Origin of the sequence: Lactonifactor longoviformis (assembly GCF_042848515.1) — a bacterium.
In the GTDB taxonomy this organism is placed as follows: domain Bacteria; phylum Bacillota; class Clostridia; order Lachnospirales; family Lachnospiraceae; genus Lactonifactor; species Lactonifactor longoviformis.
Genome location: NZ_AP031453.1, coordinates 579,339 through 599,809, shown reverse-complemented (window position 1 = coordinate 599,809; position 20,471 = coordinate 579,339). Strand labels below are relative to the sequence as shown.

Genomic DNA, 20,471 nt, shown 5'->3' with positions numbered 1-20,471 from the left:
TTAAAATCCCCTTTCCAGCTCATCCACCGCAATTTTATACTGTTCCTCATTAGGTGCCATTCCGTGCCATCCCAACTGATTTTCCATATAAGACACTCCTTTTCCCTTAACGGTATGCGCATTTATACATTTGGGTCTTCCTGTTTTAGATTCCCTGATTTTATCCAGGGTATCCACTATCTCCTGCATATTGTTTCCGTCAATCTCGTAGGTCTCATACCCAAAGGCCTCAAACTTTTTCGTCAGATCCAGATGGGGAATCACCTGGTCGCAGGTTCCGTCCAGCTGCAGGCTGTTGTTGTCGATCATAACGGTTAGGTTATCCAGCTTCCACGCGTTGCCGGCCATAACCGCCTCCCATACCTGGCCTTCATCCAGTTCCCCGTCCCCGACCATTACAAATACCCGGTAGTCTTTGTTATCTCTCTTACCGGCCAGAGCCATACCCACGCCGCAGGACAGCCCCTGTCCCAGAGAACCGGTAGAGATATCAATGCCCGGACACTTTTTCATATCCGGGTGCCCCTGCAGAATGGATCCTTCCTTCCGAAGTGTGTGGAAAACCTCTCTGTCAAAATATCCAAGACTCCCTAACGCAGCATACTGAATGGGGCATGCATGCCCTTTGGACAGTATAAACCGATCTCTGTCAGCCCAATTGGGGGTTTGGGGATCAAGCTTCATTTCTCTGTAGTATAAAGCAGTTATAAGGTCTGCCGCAGAAAACGCTCCACCCGGATGGCCTGACTGTGCTTCATAAATCATAGCCAGCGCTGTCTTGCGCAGTTCCTTTGCCTGCTCTTTTAATGCTTCTACACTCATATTTTTCATACATTTCACCTCGTTATCTATTATTTAAACATCATAACATGGGATGTTTAAAGTCAAAAAAAATTTACTTCTTCCAATGCAAGTCTGGGCTATCCAGCTTGCATTGGAGTTTCTAACATATACCTGAGTTAGCCAAGCAGTTTTGGCAAAAACATAGACAGTACCGGAATATATGTGGTCAAAAGCAGCGCTATGATGGATGCGGCTACAAAAGGCAGTACTGCTTTTGAAATCTCCTTGAGGGAAACATTGGCAATACCGCATCCCACGTAAAGGTTTACCCCAACCGGAGGGGTAATCAATCCTATCGCCATATTCATTACCATGATACACCCCAGATGTACACCGTCGATGCCAAGTGAAATGGCAACGGGATAAAGAATAGGCACTAAAATATACGATGCTGAGTTGGCGTCTATGAAACATCCGGCTATTAACAGAATCACATTGATGATCAGCAGGAAAATATATTTATTTCCTCCGCTTACCTGAATCAGCATGTTGCTAGCTGAAGCGGCAAGCCCTGTAACCGTGAGAACCCATGCGAACAAACTGGCAGTTCCTACAATAAACATGACAACTGCTGTCTGTGATACCGAGTCAGCCAAAAGTCTTTTAATGTCTTTAAACGTGATAGACTTATAGATAAACAATCCCACGATTAATCCGTAGACAGCGGACACCGCAGCAGCTTCTGTGGGGGTAAAAATCCCTCCGTATATGCCCCCCAGAATAATAACCGGCATAAGTAGTCCCCAAAAGGCATCTTTAAATGCCGCCCACTTTTCTTTGCCTGTTGCCTTGGGCAGCAGTTTCAGCTCTTCTTTCCTGCTCACCCACACCATGGCAATTACAAGCATAACCCCCATTAAGATGCCGGGAACAATGCCTGACGCAAAGAGTGATCCTACGGAGTTGCCTGTAATAGAGCCATAGATGACAAATGTAATGGAGGGCGGGATGATAATCCCAATAGCCCCTGCTGTTGACATCAAGGCGGTAGAGCTGGCTTTATTGTATCCAACCCTTGTCATTGCGGGGATAATAATCATCCCCAGAGCCGCAACCGTAGCCGGCCCGGAACCTGAGATGGCAGCAAAGAAGCATGCCACAATAACACAAACCATAGCCATCCCGCTCTTTTTGTGCCCTACCAGAGTTCTGCAGAAGTCGATAAGCCTCTGGGAGATCCCGCTCTTTTCCATAATATTTCCGCCTAATATAAAAAACGGTATGGCCAGCAGTACAAACTTACTGGTTGAGGAATATAAATTGCTGGATACCATAGAAACCGGCAGGTTCTCATAAAGAAGCGTCAGAATACTTGAAACACCCAGGGAAAGCCCTATGGGAACATTCAGCAGAAGCAGTACAAAAAAGGATCCAAATAAGATCAAAGCCACCATTATTCTTTGTTCTCCTTTCTCTTATAAACCTGTATAAACAGCTGAACATAGCGGATCAGCAAAACTCCTCCGCTGATAGGGATAAACATGCCGAACAGCCACTCCGGCCACTGCATCCCTGCCGTTGTCTGTTTCAGGGTATACTCCTGGTAGGCCATCAGCACTCCGTAAAAGAGCATTACACCCCCAAATACAGCCCCCAGCAAATGTCCAAGCAAGGTGAACCACTTCTGTTTTTCCTTTGAGAGCAAATCTGTCAAAACCGTTAACCCCAGATGCGCCCCCCTTTTTGCAGCTACTGCGGCACCGGTTAAACTGATAATCACTAATCCTAATGAGGTCAGTTCCTCTACAAATGGCATGGAACTGTGAAATATGTATCTGGCAAATACATTAATGCAAGTTAATAAAGTCATGATCAGCAAAATCGCCGAGCAAAAATTATCTTCAAGTTCTCCTATGAATTTTTTCATATTTACTACTCCTTTTCAGCCAGTGCAAGGCACGTCACGTAATTGTCAGCCTTTTTTGCCCCTATGTCCGCCGGTCTATTCCACGCCGAAGGCAGTACAGGCTTCTGAACCATATATCCCCTTATACTCATCCACCAGGGGCTGCACCACTTCCTTGAACGCAGTAATATCGTCTTCTGTAAATGTATAAATCTCACATCCGTTTTCTTCCTCGAACTTTTTCTCCAGCTGAGCTTCTTCTTCTGCAATCTGCTTGTTCATCTCCTTTGTAGCCTCCTCTACACATTCCCGGATCAGAGCCTGCGTATCCTGGCTTAGCGTGTCAAATTTTTTGGCATTAGCCATGAATGTAAATGCCTCATAGGTATGCTTCGATATAGATATATATTTCTGGACCTCCTGTACATTTGCTGAATTAATGGTACTCAGAGAATTGTCATGTCCGTCAATCGTGCCCTGCTGGAGCGCGGTAAATACCTCGGACCATGACATAGCCTGGGGAGATGCCCCGAAAGCTTCATAGAACGCACTAAAAAAGTCTCCCCCGGGGATACGAATTTTGAGCCCTTTCAAATCCTCAGGTTTTTCTATCGGGTGCTTGCTGTTGGTTATTGCTTTGAACCCATTGTGTACAGCGCCAAGATAGTATACTCCCTTTTTCTGCAGCACGGAATCAATATACTCTCCCCCTGCACCGTAAAAGGCATCCTCTGCGGCCTGATAGTCCGGGAACAGCCAGGGCAGCGTACTCACCATGAGACTGTTGTCCAGATTAGAGATAATGCTGGTAGAGTGTACATCCAGATCCACGGTTCCGTCGCACAGCATCTCCAGCCCCTTTGACATATTCCCTCCTGCCAGCTGATCATTTGGATATACGGTTACCGTTATCTTCCCACCGGATTTCTGATTCACTTTCTCCGCAAACAATTTTGCTGCTTTTGTGTCATTGGCAGTATCTGTTCCGTTGCAGCTCAATTTCAGGCTGACAGAATCAAAATCCCCCTCCGCAGCTTCTGCACTGCTGCCCCCGGCTGATGCATTAGTTTCCCCGGAACCACCAGAACTGCTTCCGCACCCAGACATCAAACCAATTGCCATGACTGCACATAAAATTGAACAAACTACTCTTTTTTTCATACGCTTCTCCTTTACATTTTTCTATTTCCATCCTTTCATCCTAACATGGGATGTTATGACGTAAATATAGCATCTGTAACTGGGAATGTCAATGCATTTATTCACATTTTACACTTTGCACTATTTTTCCTACGGTTTTTTGGTTAATATTTTGTTTTTCTTCTTACTCTCCTGCCCATCTTTCGTCGTTTCATCCCTTCTCCGCCAAGTCTTCCCACAGACACTGCCTCGTACCATAAAAGGGTCTGAAGCACCTGCACTTACAGGCTGCTTCAGACCCTCTCCCGGTATCTGTATCAGCGATATATATCTTTCCAATAAAAATAGCTGTCATTAATTGCTGCATACAGGGCATTGATATCTTCTCCCTGGAGTTTCTCCACCAGATTTTTGTGGGTGTAAATCAGATACTGTTTATCTCCTTTGGCAATTACCCGCTCTATGGTATGATACCTTGACTCCCTCGTCAGCTGCACAATAACATCATGCACCACTAAAACCAGAGAGTTATTCGTGGCCTTTGCTATCTCCTCATGGAAATCAATATCCGCATCGGCAACTCTGGCAATATCAGGTGTCTCTTTTTCCAGTTCCCTCACCAGGAGATCGCATTTACGGCCGATTTTATCCCAGGTCTCTTGTGATACTTTCTTTTCCATTAACAGCTGCATAACACCGTTTTCAATAATCTTCCGGAGATCGATCAGCTCGTCATAGCTGTTCTCCTTCTGCAGAATAATCTGGTAGATTGCCGGATTTATAATCTGGGGAGAAAAGCCGTCACATACAAAGGTTCCTTCCGCCCGGCGTATCTCCAGCACCCCATATGCCACAAGGATCCGAATGGCCTCTCTCACTGTATTTCTCCCCACATTAAACATGGCACTAAGCTCCGGCTCTGTTGGAATCTTATCCCCCGGTCTCAATTCTCCATCTATAATGGCTCCTGAAATCCGGTCTATTACAATCTGCACCATTGATTTTGTATTTATTGGAGATAAATATCTTTTTCCCATAGTTTCGCCTCTTTTCGCGTAATATCTAATTATTTCATATTGACCCGGCACTTTATCCTGGATCAATTTTTTCATTTTTCACAGATAGATATTTTGTATTTTTAGTATATATCACACAAATCTAATTGTCCACAGCAAATACTTTTCGTGATTTTTTCAGAATTTATACCAATTGTAAGCGGAAGACCGCACAGCAGAGCTGCGGGGGTGTCCGCAGAAAAAAATATTCCATATCCATTTATTGTTAAATATATAACAAAATGGACCGCTGAAAAGCTTTCATTTTACAGCGATCCATAGATCTATTGATATACCAAACATTGGCTCTGCTACTCTTGAAAATACGTTCCTTTTATTAGTTCGTTAATATTGTTCTCATCCCGGTTCAGCAGCATACAGTAAATCTTCTCATGGGCTTCATACAGCTCCATGCCCCTTCCGGTTTTAACCATCCTTGTTACCGTATCCAGGCGCACTCCATGGGTCAATACCCTTACCACCTTATTAATCTTATCGACCAGGGGATTGTATCCCATTGCAGATACGGCATCATGGAATTGATTATCTGCTTCAAAGATAGCATCTATATTTCCCAGTCCCTTTTGAATTTCTTCTTTGAGAACAAATAAGTGGTTCTCAAGATCCTTCAGTTCTTTCTCCTGGTATTTCTGCATTGCCAGGTGGACTACCCCTACCTCGATTAACTCTCTGAGCTCCATAAGGTTATCGTAGTCGTCTGTCTTATCCAGGATAATTCCATAAACCATTGGGTCAATCATGCTCTCAGAAAATCCCTCGCAGACAAAGGTTCCCTCTGCTCTGCGTATCTCCAGCACCCCCAGATATACCAGGATTTTAATTGCCTCACGTATGGAATTGCGTCCCACGCCCAATGACTCTGACAGCTCCATCTCTGTGGGAATCTTGTCTCCTGGCTTTAATTGTTTTGTCAGCATTGCATCGGTGAGACAGTTAATAACCCTCTGCACCACGGATTCGCTGTTCAGTCTTTTTAAATAACTTGCCCGTTCTACCATAATTAGAACTCTCCATTTCCGATTTATGTGGCTACATCCTATAATATACATATTACTTTAAAGCAATCCATTGAATTTGTCAATTATTTATCAGAAGGAATTAGGGCAGATCAAGAAGGGGGTATGTACCTTTGCTAAAAAGTACACACCCCCTTCTTCCTTTAGGAGAAATTAATCCATATGGGAACCACCATTGATATCTATTTCTTCTCCTGTAATATAGGACGCTTCCTTAGATGCCAGGAAGACAATGGCATTGGCTACTTCCTGGGTTTCTCCTGGCCGCCCCATAGGGATATCACTGATAATCTTATCTGCCGCTTCCTGAGGAAGAGACTTCCAGATTTCTGTATTGATTAATCCGGGACACACACTGTTAATGGTTATCCCTTCTGCTGATATTTCTCTAGACAGATTCTTAGAGAATGCGAGTACTGCCGCTTTGGATGCAGAATAGTGGGCGCCTCCGAATACTCCTCCGCCTCTTTTTCCGGATACGGAAGAAAGATTTACAATTCTCCCGTATTTTGCCGCCCGCATAGGCTTCATACATGCCTGGGTACACAAGAACAGCCCGAACATATTGACGTTAAAGATTCGCTTCATATCTTCCAGTGTCATATCCTCTACGGTAACCTTCTGGGAGATGCCTGCATTATTTACTAATACATCAATCCTGCCAAATCTATCCATTACCGTGTCAACCATAGACTGAACTGATTCCGGGGATGTGATGTCTACTGTAATTCCAAAAGCCTTTCCTCCTGCTGCCTCTATGTCTGCAACAGATCCTTTAACCCCCTCGCTGTTCATGTCGGCAACTACTACCGTTGCTCCCTGCCCGGCAAAGGTGAGAGCAATGGTCTTACCGATTCCTTTGGGTGAACCACTTCCTGTAACAATTACTACCTGTCCGTTAAAATCTAACATTTCGTACGCTTCCTTTCTATCCTATATAATATGTAGGATGTTAAAACCTATTATTTTGTGAGTCTCTCTGCAATAGCAACGATATTTTCTGCCGTAATTCCGTTCATCTCCAGCAATCTCTCGTAGGGAGCGGACTGTCCAAACTGATCCTGAATACCTACACGCTTCACTATGCCTTTTCCGGCCTCTGAAGCAACCTCGCACACTGCGCTTCCAAGTCCGTTCATAATATTATGGTCTTCTACCGTGATAATCCTGCCTATGTTTTCCACACAGTCCATTACTGCTTCAGTATCCAGAGGCTTAATGGTATGCATATCTAATACCTTTGCTTTAATTCCCTTTGTCTCCAGTTCATTTGCTGCTTTTACAGCAATGTTCACCGTATCTCCATTTGCAATGATCGCAACATCTGTACCGTCTTTTATCAGATTGGCTTTTCCGATTTCAAATTCCGTATTCTCGTCATATATTACGGGAACCGCATCCCTGGTAAATCTCAGATAACATGGACCGTCCATCTCTGCCGCTTTTTTTACCAGCTTCTTTGCTGCGTAATAATCAGCCGGCATGATTACAGTCATATTGGGGATAGTGCGCAGTACGCCCATATCCTCTATGCTCTGGTGACTGGCTCCGTCATTGGCAGGGGTCACTCCCCCGTGAGAGCATGCAATCTTTACATTCAGTTTGGGATAACAGATCTCCTGGCGAATCATCTCGCACATTCTCAGGGAACCGAAGACTGCATAGGTAACCACAAAGGGGATTTTGCCGCAGGTTGCCATGCCTGCCGCCACGCCGGCTCCGTTCTGCTCTGCAATTCCTACATTGAAGTACTGTTTTGGGAGTTCCTCCCGGAATTTGCCTGTCTTACAGGATTTTCCTATATCGATATCCACCACATAAATGTCTTTATTTTGTTTTCCCAGAGCAACGATCTCTTCTCCGAATCCATCTCTGGTTGCTTTCTTTACTTCGCTCATCTTAATCCCTCCATTAAACAGCATTCAGCTGTTCTTCTAATTCCTTCATAGCCTGCTCGTACTGCGCATCGTTAGGCGCCACACCATGCCAGCCGCACTGATTTTCCATAAAGGAAATGCCATGGCCTTTTACAGTATTTGCAAAGATACATTTGGGCTTTCCGTTCTTAGCAGCCCGGACCTTATCCAAAGCAGCTACAATTTCTTCCATATTGTGCCCGTCAACGGTTAGTGTCTCAAAGCCGAAGGCCTCAAACTTTTTGCCAAGATTAATATTCGGCATAACCTCGTCCGTAGTTCCGTCCAGCTGAAGGTTATTATTGTCCACAAATACCACCAGGTTATCCAGCTGATACTTATTTGCTGTCTGTGCCGCCTCCCAGATTTCCCCTTCCTGGCATTCTCCGTCTCCAACTACCACAAACACACGGTACTCTTTTTGATCCGCCTTGCCTGCCACAGCCATGCCTACGCCGCAGGCAAACCCCTGTCCCAGAGATCCTGTAGAAATATCAATCCCGGGGCATTTCTTCATATCCGGGTGACCCTGAAGAATGGAGCCTTCTTTCCGAAGGGTATCCAGTTCCTTCTCGTCAAAATAGCCGAGTGCTGCCAGCGCCGCATACTGGATAGGACAAACATGGCCCTTGGACAGGACAAATCTGTCTCTGTCCTCCCATTTGGGGTTCCCGGGATCCAGGTTCATCTCCCGAAAATACAGAGCGGTTACAAAATCAGCCGCTGACAGTGAGCCTCCCGGATGGCCTGACTGCGCTTTGTAAATCATGGTCAAAACCTTTTTTTTCAGCTCAATACACTGTTTTTCCAATTCTTTTACGCTTACATCTCTCATTGCAATCCTCCTCTTTCTATACCAATGCCAATGAAATTTGTGGTATATAGGTAATTAATAGTAACACTATAATAGAAGTTATCAGCAGGGGAACTACCGCTTTTGATATCTGTTTCAGATTCACATCGCCTACGCCGCAGGCTACATATAGGTTAACGCCTACCGGCGGGGTAAACAGTCCGATTGCCAGGTTTACAATCATAACCACACCCAGATGCACCATGTCTACGCCCAGCGCCTGGGCAACCGGTACGAACAATGGTGTGAAGATATAAAGTGCCGAGGTTGAGTCCAGGAAACATCCTGCAATCAGCAGAAGAATATTTACAATCAGGAAGAATACTATTACATTGCCTCCTGTTGCGTTCTGGAGCGCTGTACTGATGGCAACATCCAGCCTTGCTCTCGTGAGAACATATGCAAATAAGCTTGCAGCCGCTGTTATGAACATTACGGTTGCTGTTGTTGACGTGGAGTCCACTAAAATCGCATATAATTCTTTTAGTTTTATGGTCTTATAAATGAAGATTCCCACAAACAGCCCGTATACCGCGGAGACTGCAGCCGCCTCTGTGGGGGTAAAGATTCCTCCGTAGATACCGCCCAGGATGATGACCGGCATCAAAAGCCCCCAGAACGCATCCTTAAAGGCCTGCCAGCGTTCTTTCCCGGTAGCTTTCGGAAGGGTCTTCAGTTTTGTCTTTCTGCCTACCAGAAGCGCTGTGATTAACAGCCCTGCCCCCATCAGAATCCCCGGAAGTATACCGGCGATAAACAGTGTGCCGATAGAGGTATCAGAGATAGAACCATATACTACAAAGGTAATGGAGGGAGGGATAATAACGCCGATGGCTCCCGCTGCCGCCATAAGTGCTGCCGCAAATGCCGGTTTATAGCCGGCCTTGATCATTGCCGGCACAATGATGAGTCCCAGTGCTGCAACCGTGGCAGGGCCGGAGCCTGAGATTGCCGCAAAGAAACAGGCAACGATGACGCATACCATAGCCATGCCCCCTCTGATATGGCCTACACAAACCTCAGCCAGGCGAATCAGTTTTTGGGAGATTCCTGCTTTCTCCATTATATTTCCGCCGAGAATGAAGAATGGTATTGCAAGCAATACAAACTTGCTGGTGGAAGAGGATACCAGACGGGGAAGGCTGCTCATAATCGCCTCCAAAGGCCGGCCGGCTCCCTGAACAATCATAGAAATCACACTGGAGGCACCCAGGCATACTGCTATGGGGGCTCCGATTAATAAAAGTACCGCAAAGGTTATAAATAATACTGCTGCTACCATTATTCTTTTACCTCCTTACCGGGTTTCCATTTTATAGCTTCTATCAGGTTCTGTCCGAATCGGATCAGAACAAAGAAGGAACCAAATGGCACAAAGGAACCAAAAATCCATTCCGGCCACTGCATTGCCGCAGTCACCTGCCCTAACTCTATCTGGCTTTTTACCATTAAGATGCCATAGTAAAAGATAGCAAAGGTAAATGCCACTGCAAACCCATATCCCACAATCTCCATGATTTTACGTATTCTGGGGTTTACCAAGTCTGTTATAATCGTCAGGCCCAGATGAGCCTTTCTTTTTGCTGCAATTGCTGTGCCCAGCAGGCTCAACAGAACAAATAAATATGTTGTAATTTCCTCCGAAAATGAGAAGGATGCGCTGAATACGTATCTGGACACTACATTGGCAAAGGCCAGCACAGTCATAGTTCCCAGGCATATTACAGACAATATTTCTTCTATTCTTTTCATAATACCCATAAGATTACTCCCTTTCCCTCTATCGTTTACTTGATATGGAACGCGCTGCAGGCCTCTTCCCCATATTTCTGAATGAATTTTTGTCTGGAGGATTCCACTGCCGCCTTGAAGTCTGCCAACTCCTCAGCCGTCAGTTCGGTTACCTTCATGCCTCCGTCGATAAAGCCCTGCACCATTTCCTTTTCTTCTTTTTCTACGGTATCGCGTCCCCATTCGCAGGCTTCTGTTGCCTTTTCCTGTAAGAGTTCTCTTGTCTTTGGTTCCAGCGCATTCCATATGTCAGTATTTGCTACAAACAGATCATTTTCATAGCTGTAATTCCAAAGTGTCATATAGGGCTGAATCTCATCCATTTTGGCTGATTCTGTTATGCTCACACCGTTTTCCTGCCCGTCAATAGTACCCTGCTGGATAGCGGTAAATACTTCACTCCAGCTCATGGCCACGGGATCTACCTTCAGTGTGCGGAAGAAGTCCATATAGACCTCACTGCCCGGAACACGAATCTTTAACCCTTTAATATCCTCAGGCGTTTTTACTTCTCTTTTACTGTTTGTCAGCTGCCGAAATCCATTATGGAAAGATCCTAAATATGTAATTCCCTTTTTTTCCAGAATCCCTGCATAATATTCCCCGCCTGTGGAATCAATAATTTCTCTGGCCTCCTGATAGCTGTCAAAACTCCAGGGGATTGTTGCTATAGAAAGCTGATTGTCAAGGGCTGCCATGGTACAGGTGGCATAGGCTGCCAAATCCGCACCCCCTACGGCAATCATTTCCACTCCCTTTGTAGCGTTTCCTCCGGCCAGCTGATCGTTGGGGTACACAGCCACTGTAACTTTTCCGCCGGAAGCTTCTTCTACCAGCTCGGAAAATTTGTCTGCCACCCTTGTGTCAATCTGAATGTCCGTTCCATTGACCGCCATCACCAGTTCTATCTCCTGGTAATCATTGTCACCAGAATCTGACAGTACAGTCTCCGTGGAACTTTGGCAACCCGATAATGACACTGCCGCTGCCAAAGCTGCCATTATCATTCCCACCAATTTTGCCTTCATAAGATATAATTCTCCTTCCCGCTCTCTTTTCATCCTTTGTAGGATGTTATACATACTATATATCACGGATTTTCAAAAAAGTCAATATCCTTTATCCATTTTACCTGTTTTACACAATTTTGTCTCCCTCTATTTGTGCACTATGACGATTCTGCTCCTGTCTTGTTTATTGTACAATATGTCTAGTGCCGTGTTCTATCTCTCAGGTTATGCTCAACCGTATACCTTTTGGTCTGTGATACGGCATTGCTCTATGAACAAGGATACATAATCCTTTCTTATCAGGAGATTCTAACTATGAAAAGAATCGGAGGAACCCCATTATGAATATTTTATTACTCACAACCGGAGGGACCATCGCCTCACAAGAAGGCGGAGGAGGTCTTATACCGGCGATTTCCTCTCAGAGTCTGCTCTCTCATGTTGCAGATTTGAATCATAAGCACACTATTCACCACGAAGAAATTCTGAATATGGACAGTTCTAACATCCAGCCCGAAGAATGGCAGCTTATAGCCGGAAGGATATACGAAGCGCTTCCCTCATATGACGGAATCATCGTTACCCACGGTACAGATACCATGGCTTACACCGCATCCGCTGTCAGCTTTATGCTGCAGAACCTTAATAAAAGTATTGTATTTACCGGCTCCCAGGTACCTATTGACAATCCGCTGACAGATGCCAAAACCAATCTCTATACCGCTGTCGCCGCAATTGAAAACGGGATTCTGGGAGTTACCGTTGCCTTTAACCGTAAGATCATCAACGGAACCAGGGCCGTCAAAATCAGTACTCTTGGATTCAATGCTTTTGAAAGCGTAAACTCTGGCTGTATGGGAGAGGTCTTTGCTGATGGAATGCGGGTGTACCGCACCAGCACTTCCTGTCTGGATTACGGCCGTCCGGTGCAGTTTACTCCCGGCCTCTGCAAAGACGTATTTCTCCTCAAACTTCTGCCGGGGACAAAGCCCGAAGTCTTTGACATGATTGTGCAGCTCGGCTACAAAGGCGTTGTTATGGAGGTATTTGGCGCCGGAGGACTGCACTACGCCCACAGAAACCTGCTGGACAAGCTGGAAATGCTTCATAAAAGAGGAATCGCAGTGGCCGTATGCAGTCAATGCACCTACGAACGGTGTGATCTGTCCATCTACGATATTGGACAGCGCCTCCTGCAGCGCAAAGTAATCCCCTGCCATGACATGACCACTGAAGCCGCTGCGGTAAAGCTTATGTGGGCACTGACAAAGACAAGAGATTTAGATAAACTGCAGGAAATGTTTGATACGAATTTTGTTGGGGAAGTATATTTGGGGACGTGTTCTTTCTAGAAAGAACACGTCCCCAAATATACTCAGCCTGTCCCAAATCAAAACTGGCCTGTCCCTTTTTCATACTTATTATATACTACTCTTTCCTCCCATCGCTTTTTCTCCCTGGGAGCTCCCTTCTCCCTCGGAACTCCTATTGGCAGTATGGCTCTTACGGTTTTTTCTTGCGGCACGCTCAGCAGCCTATGGATTTTTTCTGCTTTTCCATCCAGTTTTAGCATTCCATCCAGCCAAACGGTGGCGTACCCCAGAGCGGTCACTGCAAGCAGAATATTTTCTACAGCAGCACCGTAGTCCTCCAGTTCAAAGGTCTGTCCTGTGTGGGTGATGATTTTCTCTGTTAGGATTACTAAGATCACGGATGCCGTTCTGGTCACTTTGGAAGGCAGTATTTCTGCGATTTTTTTTCTCAGACTGCCCTCTGTTACTATCACAAAGCTTGTAGATTGACAGTTACACCCTGACGGAGCCTTAAGACCCGCAGCAACTATCTTGCGGATATCTCCCTCCGGTATTTCCTGATTTAAAAATTCCTGTCTATAGCTGTATCTAGAAGACAAAGCCTCAAATATGTCCATATATACCTCCTTTCCCGTCTACAAAAGTATCTGATGCTTCTACTTTGTCAGCCGCTGAATATACTTTTACCGGTCTCATTGCTTCCATAAACTTCCTCCTCCCTGTCAAGTCCTATAGAACGCTATGGTAATTTTATCATAATTTTCTATCTATTTCTACATTATACCTGTTTATATCTTGTATTTTAACTTTATTTATTATTTTATGCGCAAAATATTATTTTTTTATTAAATCCATTGACTTCTCGCACTCCACCGGTTCATACTAATTATATAAAATAGAAAGGGAGGGATTGCCGATGGATATTACACTGTCGGAGGAGATTGACCCGGAGTTTCTGGAAATCGTGCAATGTATTCTGGATGATGCTGAATTCAAAAAATTGAACTACTATAAGCAGCATCTGAAAACTACACGTTTCATGCATAGTCTGAACGTTTCATACGTCTCCTGGCTGCTGGCAAAAAGGTTCGGTTGTGACGCCGCTGCAGCAGCCCGGGCAGGTCTGCTTCATGACTTTTTCTTATATAACTTTGGAGAGAAGCGGGATACAAAAGAACTCCAGGCCTTCTACCATCCAAAAGTTGCCGCCCAAAACAGTGCTGACCGCTTTGAAATCTCAGAAAAGGAGCGCCTCGCAATTTTATCTCATATGTTTCCGCTGGGGCCATTGCCCAGAAGCCGTGAGGCCTGGCTTATCAGCTGTGCGGATAAGCTCTGCGCCTCTTCTGAGCTATTCCGTTTTCAGATCTTTCTTGCGAAAGGAAATCGTGTCGTGGTCAGCCCCACATAAACGGGGTGCAGCAAACCTGGCAGCTGCAAAGGGATTCATATCCTTTTGCAGCTGTTTTTTATTTATTCTAAATCATTTTTGCTCTCCCCATACGTTCTATTATATAAGGGGACGCCCTTAGGAGGATAAACTTGACGCGTGAAGATAAGATTTTAAAGGAGCTAAAGTCCGGTACATCGGACGGACTGGAAGAGTTGATAGAAGGATACTATCCAGAAATACTTCGGTACTGTATATGGCACACCCCCGACCGGGCTGCCGCAGAAGATGCTGTGCAGGAAACCTTTCTGAAGGTCATCCGCTATATGGACGAGTACACCCATCGTGGCAAATTCCGAGCCTTTTTATACAAGGTGGCATCCAATACCTGTAAGGATATATGGCGGGCCAGAAAACCCGCAGAGCCTCTAAGTGAGAATGCGGCATATACAGAGGCTGCATTTGAAACGGTGGAATCTGATGTGGATCTGAGGCTGTTGACAGCTCGTCTTCCGGACAGCCAGCGGGAAGTACTGCTGCTTCGCTTTGCCCAGGAGCTGACGCTTAGAGAAATCGCCAAAGTACTGGACCTTCCGCTTCGGACTGTGCAGTCAAGGCTCAGAGCTGCTCTGAAAGCTTTGGAAAAGCAGATAGAGAAAGGAGATTGTTATCCATGAAAAAGCTGCTCAAACAAACACTACGCAGTGCTCTTCAAAACTGTGAGAAGCACCCGGATAACAGGGAGGCACTTACCCGGATACTGCCCCTGGCCAAACAGGAATATAGAGCGCGTGCACAGCGCCAAAGTATTCCTTTTGGAGGATTTCTGGTCCGGCAGATTAGGTTTCTGGGAAAGAGGGTGTGGTTCTCCCAGGCCCTTCTTTTACTCCTGCTGTGCCTATTGGTAAATTCAGGTTATAACATACGTTCCGGTATTACAAGTCTGACCTTTGTTCCATTCCTCCTTGGGTGTTGTTCTGTGCTCCTCCTTACAGCAGCAGTGCCCATGCTTTACCGGTCTGTCCGGTTTCAAATGCTTGAGACAGAGGCGGCCGCCCGCTTTTCCGTATCCAGGCTCCTGCTGGCCAGATTATGCATTATAGGTTCCGGAGATTTGGTCATGCTGACAGCACTGTTATTATTTGCAATTCAAAAATCCGGTCTGTCAGCAGGTGGTATTCTTTTATATCTGCTGGTCCCGTTTTTGCTGACGGCCAGCGGTTACCTGACAATCCTGGCCCATATGGCTTACCGGCTTTTCCCCTATCTGGGAAGCACTCTGAGCGCCTGTCTGTTGGCAGGACTCTACTATCTGAAAAAATGGCAGCCTGCATTTTACGGACACACCTTCACCCCCGGATGGGGAATGATCTGTCTGATTCTGCTGCTGTTCTGTATGCGGCAGGTAAAAACCATCAGCCGAAGGGACCGTTTTATGGAAGGACAGTTCCATCTGGGCTGATACAATAACTTTTAGGAGTGTACGACGTATGAAATTATGTATAGAACATTTAACGAAGAATTTTCAGGACAAAAAAGCGGTGGATGACGTATCACTCCGGATAACCCCCGGGGTCTGGGGGCTTCTGGGGGCCAACGGTGCAGGAAAAACCACTCTGATACGTATGATTGCGGGCATTCTGGTTCCCAGCTCCGGCAGAATTACCTATGATGGAATAGATATTCGGGATCTGGGAGAGAGCTACCGCAGTATATTTGGATATCTCCCCCAGGAATTTGGGTTCTATCCGGAGTTTACGGTAAAGGATTATCTGGAATATATGGCTGCATTAAAGGGACTAAGCAGGCAGAAAACAAGGGAGAAAATAGATCTTCTGCTGGATACGCTTTCTCTGAGTGATGTTCGGAAAAAGCGAATCGTCAAACTTTCCGGGGGGATGAAGCGCAGGGTGGGAATTGCCCAGGCACTTCTAAACGATCCGGAGGTTCTGATTCTGGACGAGCCCACCAGCGGCCTGGATCCGGGCGAAAGGGTTAGATTCCGGAATCTTCTTTCAGAGTTTGCCCAGGACCGGATTGTGCTTATCTCCACACATATTGTTTCCGATGTTGAGTATATTGCCACCTGCAATGCCATTATGAAGGATGGGGGGATTACCGCCGAAGGCACTACGGAGGAACTGGTACTGGAAATGAAGGGACGAGTGTGGAACGGGATAATCCCTGACACTGATCTTCTGAAATATGAAAGAGAGAACAGAATTGTCAATCTGCGCAATGAAGCAGGGCATAAAATCTCTGTGCGTTATATTTCCGATGAGCCTGTTCTTCCCTGCTCTGTACCTGCCTCTCCCAGACTGGAGGATCTTTACCTGTGGCTTTTTCCTCAGGATACTCGCAGAGAGGAGGATATGAAGCATGAGTTTATGGAAAGCTGAATTAAAACGTGTGCTGAAGACACGTTCCGTAAGAATCCTGCTGCCGGTTGCACTGTTCCTCTCTGTATTGATGGCATACTTCCCTGTATCCTTTGTCACGTACACATATCTTGATGATAAGGGGCAGGAGGTCACGATCACAGGGCTTGATGCCATTCAGATGAAAAAGGAAAACCGGAAAGACTTTTCGGGCGTCATCACGCCGGAATTGCTCTCAAAAGCTCTCTTTCAGTATCAGGAAACGGAGAAAGCCTATGGAGACATTAATGATCCCGATTTTTCTCTGGACATCTACAACCAAAACATCTATCCTCTGGGTCCCCTGATTATGAGAATGCGGGAGGTCTATGTTGATCCAAAAACGGGCGCAGCAAGGGAAGCCTCCGAACTGAGCAGTGAAGATGCAATGGGATTTTATGAACAATGCCCCGTTCATCTGAAGGAGCTTATGAAAATGGAGCAAACAGACTATCCTTCCGCGCAGCAAATTGCGGATACACTCTTTGAAAAGGTTACCTTCCCATACGAATACTATCCCGGATACGATTCCAACGCACTTGAATACGTAGGGCTTTGCATATTTCTGCTGATACTTATCTGCACTTTTATTGCCTCAACTGTGTTCACGGCAGACTATCAGACAGGGGCGGACGATATCATCCGGTGTACCAGATATGGAAAACTGCATCTTGCTGCTGTCAAAATTTCCTCTGCCCTGCTGATTTTTACAGTAACTTTTGCCGTTTGCATTGGCGTATTTACGCTAATCTCCAACACTGCCTTTGGGTGGGAATGCAGGAATACTTCCCTGCAGATTATTGAATCTTCCGTCTGTCTGACTGCGCTGAACCTGGGGCAGGTGCAGAACCTGGTGATTCTTGCAGGCTTTTTAACCCTTCTGTCTACCGTAAGTTTCACCCTTTTTCTGTCCTCCAAATGCCGCAGCAATACTACAGCCATTGGTTTGTCCATTGTATTTTTGGTAGCCCCCTCCTTTCTGTACATGTTTTTTGGGGGAGAGGTGACCAAATGGATCCGCTGTCTGCTGCCTTCCGGGGGAACGGGCATGAGCAACAGCTTTTTCTATACATTAATCAGCTTTGAATTCCTGCATCTGGGGGATGCCAGCTTCCTGCCAGGACAAATTATGCTTATTGCAGCAGCGATAGAAGTCCCTTTGTTCCTCCTGCTCACGGTTATCTCCTACTGCAGACATATCAGCAAATAAAAACCGTGTAAACAACTCCGGCTGTACTTATAACAGCCGGGGTTTCCTTATCTCTATCTCTTTATATATTTCTGAGTGTAAGGACAGACCTCTATACATTTCCCGCAGAGTGTTATATCCTCCCCGATGTTCTCCCCTGAAATCTTCCTGGCAGTATCTCTGCATCTGGCAAAATCATACAGCTTCTCTCTGGCCATGCCCGGCTCCCATACCTCACCTTTGACCGCCGTCCCGGGACAGGCCTCCTGGCAGATGCGGCAGGAACCGCAGGCGGATGCAGCCACAGGAGAGGCACAGGTTACAGGTGCATCCGTCAGTATGGAAGTAAGACGGACGGCACTGCCGTATTCCTTGGTAACCAAAAGAGCACACTTCCCGATCCACCCCAGCCCGCTCTGAACCGCCACTGTTTTATGAGGGAGCTTTGTGCGGTACTGGCTGTCCTGCTTCACAACATCTGAGGTCTGGCCAACAACCTGATACCCGCAGCTTTTCAGATAGTCCGCTCCAAGACGTGCCAGAGCATCCAGCCTCGCATTCCACTTATGATATGTATCAAAGTATTCCCGGGTAGGCCCGTGGGCGATTCCCCTTACAATCTCCTTTGGAAGCTTCAGGGCAATCGATACCCCGTACGGCATACCTCCTGTCTCAAAGCGGCTCAAATCACCAAAACCAACCAGGGATGCTCCCTGTTCCCTCAAAATCCTAATCAATTCCGACTCCATAAACATCATAACATCTCCTCCGCAGTTATTCGTATTATATAAACCCTTTTCTAAGTAAAAGATAACACTCTGTGGGGGAAAACACAAGGGACAGGTCTAATCCATTTTGGGACACCCCTGTTCGATTTTGGGACGTGTTCTTTCTAAAAAGAACACGTCCCCTTTTTTTGCCCCCTTTTACATTCGCCTTGACTAACTCTTGTGCAATATGGTATGGTTCTTATAGTACCAATTGGTCAAAATTGAATATTTCGTACATAGAACTTATATATACCCATAATTGGATGGGCGTTTCTACCAACTACCGTAATAGTTGCCTATAAGTTTTCACTGGCTATGCCGTTGTGGAAATAAAGGAACTTACCGGTGGTTTTTTTATTGCTTTTTTTGTCCCCTAAGAAGGCTTCAGCGGCTTTTCCAGAGTGCGGAGTACACATTATGTAGCCTTTTAGGCGATGGAGGAATGGAGGAAAATTGAATATGAGTTCAGGAGAAAAAGGCAATGCTTTGGAAAGAATTTTTCACTTGAAAGAAAATCACACGACAGTGAAAACAGAGGTTGTTGCGGGTATCACTACGTTTATGACGATGGCCTATATTCTGGCCGTGAACCCCAATATTCTGGGGGAGACGGGGATGGACAGCGGCGCGGTTTTTACCGCTACGGCGCTGGCCGCACTGATTGCGACTTTATTGATGGCTGCTTTTTCTAATTATCCCTTTGTCCTGGCACCAGGCATGGGGCTGAATGCTTACTTTGCCTATACGGTTGTCATGCAGATGGGGTATAGCTGGCAGATGGCTCTGGCAGCAGTATTTACGGAGGGTATTATATTTATTATATTATCGCTCACAAATGTCCGGGAGGCTATCTTTAATGCGATCCCTATGAATCTGAAGCACGCGGTTTCTGTAGGTATCGGGCTTTTTATCGCTTTTATCGGACTGCAGAACGCGAAAATTGTTGTGGGAAGCGCCACTTTGGTCTCTGTCTATTCATTTAAGGGCGCACTGGGTGACGGCACCTTCCGTTCCATAGGCATCACTGTTGTGCTGGCACTCATTGGGGTCCTAATCACAGCTATCCTGGTAGCTAAAAATATTAAAGGCAATATTCTGTGGGGTATTCTTGCCACATGGGTTCTGGGAATTATCTGTGAGCTGACAGGACTTTATGTACCTGACGCGGAACTGGGAATGTTCAGTGTGATACCAAGCTTTGCAGGCGGTCTTTCTGTGCCCAGTCTTGCCCCTACCTTTATGCACATGGATTTTAAGGGGATTTTTTCAGTGAATTTCCTTGTAATTATATTTGCTTTCCTCTTTGTGGATCTCTTCGACACGCTTGGAACTCTGATAGGTGTCGCATCCAAGGCAGATATGCTGGACAAAGACGGAAAACTTCCCAAGATTAAGGGTGCTTTGATGGCGGACGCGGTTGGTACCTCCGTAGGCGCTGTGCTGGGTACCTCTACGACTACCACCTTTGTGGAGAGTGCAGCAGGTGTCTCCGAAGGAGGAAGAACCGGGCTTACTTCTGTAGTGGCCGCCATTCTCTTCGGATTGTCCCTGTTTCTGTCACCTATCTTTCTGGCAATCCCGTCCTTCGCCACTGCACCGGCACTTATTATTGTGGGATTCCTGATGATAACATCTATTACTAAAATTAATTTTGATGATTTCACAGAGGCAATTCCAGCCTATATCTGCATCATTGCCATGCCTTTTATGTACAGTATCTCTGAGGGCATTGCCATGGGCGTTATCTCTTACGTGGTAATCAATCTGGCAACAGGCAAAGTGAAAGAAAAGAAAATCAGTTTACTTATGTATATACTGGCCATTTTATTTGTACTGAAATATATTCTGATTTAATAAAGCAGCACAGAAAGTTCTCCATACAGCAGCGGCTCCGGGAAATG

The 20,471-nt window shown here is 45.8% G+C and carries 21 protein-coding genes and 1 riboswitch; of the genes, 7 read left to right on the top strand and 14 right to left on the bottom strand.

Annotated features, from left to right (window positions below; genetic code table 11):
* From ACGHCT_RS02705 to ACGHCT_RS02650, 12 genes are all read right to left on the bottom strand, one after another.
* A complete protein-coding gene (locus ACGHCT_RS02705; protein ID WP_390438064.1) occupies positions 1–831 on the bottom strand; it encodes a transketolase in 831 nt (276 codons plus the stop codon).
* A gap of 128 nt (positions 832–959) precedes the next feature.
* Positions 960–2,237, bottom strand: coding sequence for a TRAP transporter large permease (locus tag ACGHCT_RS02700; RefSeq protein WP_390438062.1), 1,278 nt, complete (start codon positions 2,235–2,237; stop codon positions 960–962).
* Positions 2,237–2,710, bottom strand: a complete 474-nt coding sequence (locus ACGHCT_RS02695) for a TRAP transporter small permease (RefSeq protein WP_072850429.1) — start codon at positions 2,708–2,710, stop codon at positions 2,237–2,239. The genes ACGHCT_RS02700 and ACGHCT_RS02695 overlap by 1 nt, the downstream gene beginning before the upstream one ends.
* A gap of 75 nt (positions 2,711–2,785) precedes the next feature.
* On the bottom strand, positions 2,786–3,850 hold the full coding sequence (locus ACGHCT_RS02690) for a DctP family TRAP transporter solute-binding subunit (RefSeq protein WP_390438060.1): 1,065 nt from the start codon (positions 3,848–3,850) through the stop codon (positions 2,786–2,788).
* Positions 3,851–4,146: 296 nt separating this feature from the next.
* Positions 4,147–4,866, bottom strand: coding sequence for a FadR/GntR family transcriptional regulator (locus tag ACGHCT_RS02685; RefSeq protein WP_072850424.1), 720 nt, complete (start codon positions 4,864–4,866; stop codon positions 4,147–4,149).
* A 329-nt stretch (positions 4,867–5,195) separates the two neighbouring features.
* A complete protein-coding gene (locus tag ACGHCT_RS02680) occupies positions 5,196–5,903 on the bottom strand; it encodes a FadR/GntR family transcriptional regulator (protein ID WP_072850422.1) in 708 nt (235 codons plus the stop codon).
* A 171-nt stretch (positions 5,904–6,074) separates the two neighbouring features.
* Positions 6,075–6,833: an SDR family NAD(P)-dependent oxidoreductase gene (locus ACGHCT_RS02675; protein ID WP_072850420.1), complete on the bottom strand. Its 759-nt coding sequence runs from the start codon at positions 6,831–6,833 to the stop codon at positions 6,075–6,077.
* Between the two features lie 50 nt (positions 6,834–6,883).
* On the bottom strand, positions 6,884–7,819 hold the full coding sequence (locus ACGHCT_RS02670; RefSeq protein WP_072850490.1) for a transketolase family protein: 936 nt from the start codon (positions 7,817–7,819) through the stop codon (positions 6,884–6,886).
* 13 nt (positions 7,820–7,832) lie between these two features.
* Positions 7,833–8,672 (bottom strand): transketolase, encoded by an 840-nt coding sequence (locus ACGHCT_RS02665; RefSeq protein ID WP_390438057.1) that lies wholly within the window; start codon positions 8,670–8,672, stop codon positions 7,833–7,835.
* Between the two features lie 16 nt (positions 8,673–8,688).
* Positions 8,689–9,972 (bottom strand): TRAP transporter large permease, encoded by a 1,284-nt coding sequence (locus tag ACGHCT_RS02660; RefSeq protein WP_072850416.1) that lies wholly within the window; start codon positions 9,970–9,972, stop codon positions 8,689–8,691.
* The gene (locus tag ACGHCT_RS02655; protein ID WP_072850414.1) at positions 9,972–10,451 is read right to left on the bottom strand and encodes a TRAP transporter small permease; all 480 of its coding nucleotides are present in this window, start codon (positions 10,449–10,451) and stop codon (positions 9,972–9,974) included. Before ACGHCT_RS02655 ends, ACGHCT_RS02660 begins: the two co-directional genes overlap by 1 nt.
* Positions 10,452–10,477: 26 nt before the next feature.
* Positions 10,478–11,509, bottom strand: a complete 1,032-nt coding sequence (locus tag ACGHCT_RS02650; RefSeq protein ID WP_072850412.1) for a DctP family TRAP transporter solute-binding subunit — start codon at positions 11,507–11,509, stop codon at positions 10,478–10,480.
* 323 nt (positions 11,510–11,832) lie between these two features.
* On the opposite strand from ACGHCT_RS02650, the gene ACGHCT_RS02645 reads away from it, so the two are divergent.
* A complete protein-coding gene (locus ACGHCT_RS02645) occupies positions 11,833–12,843 on the top strand; it encodes an asparaginase (protein WP_072850410.1) in 1,011 nt (336 codons plus the stop codon).
* A 38-nt stretch (positions 12,844–12,881) separates the two neighbouring features.
* Here ACGHCT_RS02645 and ACGHCT_RS02640 read toward each other — a convergent pair whose 3' ends face one another.
* Positions 12,882–13,421, bottom strand: coding sequence for a nitroreductase family protein (locus tag ACGHCT_RS02640; protein ID WP_390438053.1), 540 nt, complete (start codon positions 13,419–13,421; stop codon positions 12,882–12,884).
* Between the two features lie 299 nt (positions 13,422–13,720).
* On the opposite strand from ACGHCT_RS02640, the gene ACGHCT_RS02635 reads away from it, so the two are divergent.
* From ACGHCT_RS02635 to ACGHCT_RS02615, 5 genes are all read left to right on the top strand, one after another.
* Positions 13,721–14,215: an HD domain-containing protein gene (locus tag ACGHCT_RS02635; protein ID WP_390438051.1), complete on the top strand. Its 495-nt coding sequence runs from the start codon at positions 13,721–13,723 to the stop codon at positions 14,213–14,215.
* Between the two features lie 131 nt (positions 14,216–14,346).
* Positions 14,347–14,871: an RNA polymerase sigma factor gene (locus tag ACGHCT_RS02630; RefSeq protein ID WP_390438049.1), complete on the top strand. Its 525-nt coding sequence runs from the start codon at positions 14,347–14,349 to the stop codon at positions 14,869–14,871.
* Positions 14,868–15,656 carry a hypothetical protein gene (locus ACGHCT_RS02625; protein WP_390438046.1) on the top strand — a complete coding sequence of 263 codons (789 nt, stop codon included), beginning with the start codon at positions 14,868–14,870 and terminating at the stop codon, positions 15,654–15,656. The genes ACGHCT_RS02630 and ACGHCT_RS02625 overlap by 4 nt, the downstream gene beginning before the upstream one ends.
* A 28-nt stretch (positions 15,657–15,684) precedes the next feature.
* Positions 15,685–16,593 (top strand): ABC transporter ATP-binding protein, encoded by a 909-nt coding sequence (locus ACGHCT_RS02620; protein ID WP_390438043.1) that lies wholly within the window; start codon positions 15,685–15,687, stop codon positions 16,591–16,593.
* Positions 16,574–17,821 carry an ABC transporter permease gene (locus ACGHCT_RS02615; protein ID WP_390438040.1) on the top strand — a complete coding sequence of 416 codons (1,248 nt, stop codon included), beginning with the start codon at positions 16,574–16,576 and terminating at the stop codon, positions 17,819–17,821. Before ACGHCT_RS02620 ends, ACGHCT_RS02615 begins: the two co-directional genes overlap by 20 nt.
* A 53-nt stretch (positions 17,822–17,874) precedes the next feature.
* On the opposite strand, the gene ACGHCT_RS02610 is transcribed toward ACGHCT_RS02615, so the two are convergent.
* Complete coding sequence (locus ACGHCT_RS02610) at positions 17,875–18,558, bottom strand: 4Fe-4S double cluster binding domain-containing protein (RefSeq protein ID WP_390438037.1); 684 nt, start codon at positions 18,556–18,558, stop codon at positions 17,875–17,877.
* A 235-nt stretch (positions 18,559–18,793) separates the two neighbouring features.
* A riboswitch (purine riboswitch) is annotated at positions 18,794–18,889 on the top strand.
* Between the two features lie 140 nt (positions 18,890–19,029).
* On the opposite strand from ACGHCT_RS02610, the gene ACGHCT_RS02605 reads away from it, so the two are divergent.
* Positions 19,030–20,424, top strand: a complete 1,395-nt coding sequence (locus ACGHCT_RS02605; RefSeq protein WP_154257027.1) for an NCS2 family permease — start codon at positions 19,030–19,032, stop codon at positions 20,422–20,424.
* Positions 20,425–20,471: the final 47 nt, after the last annotated feature.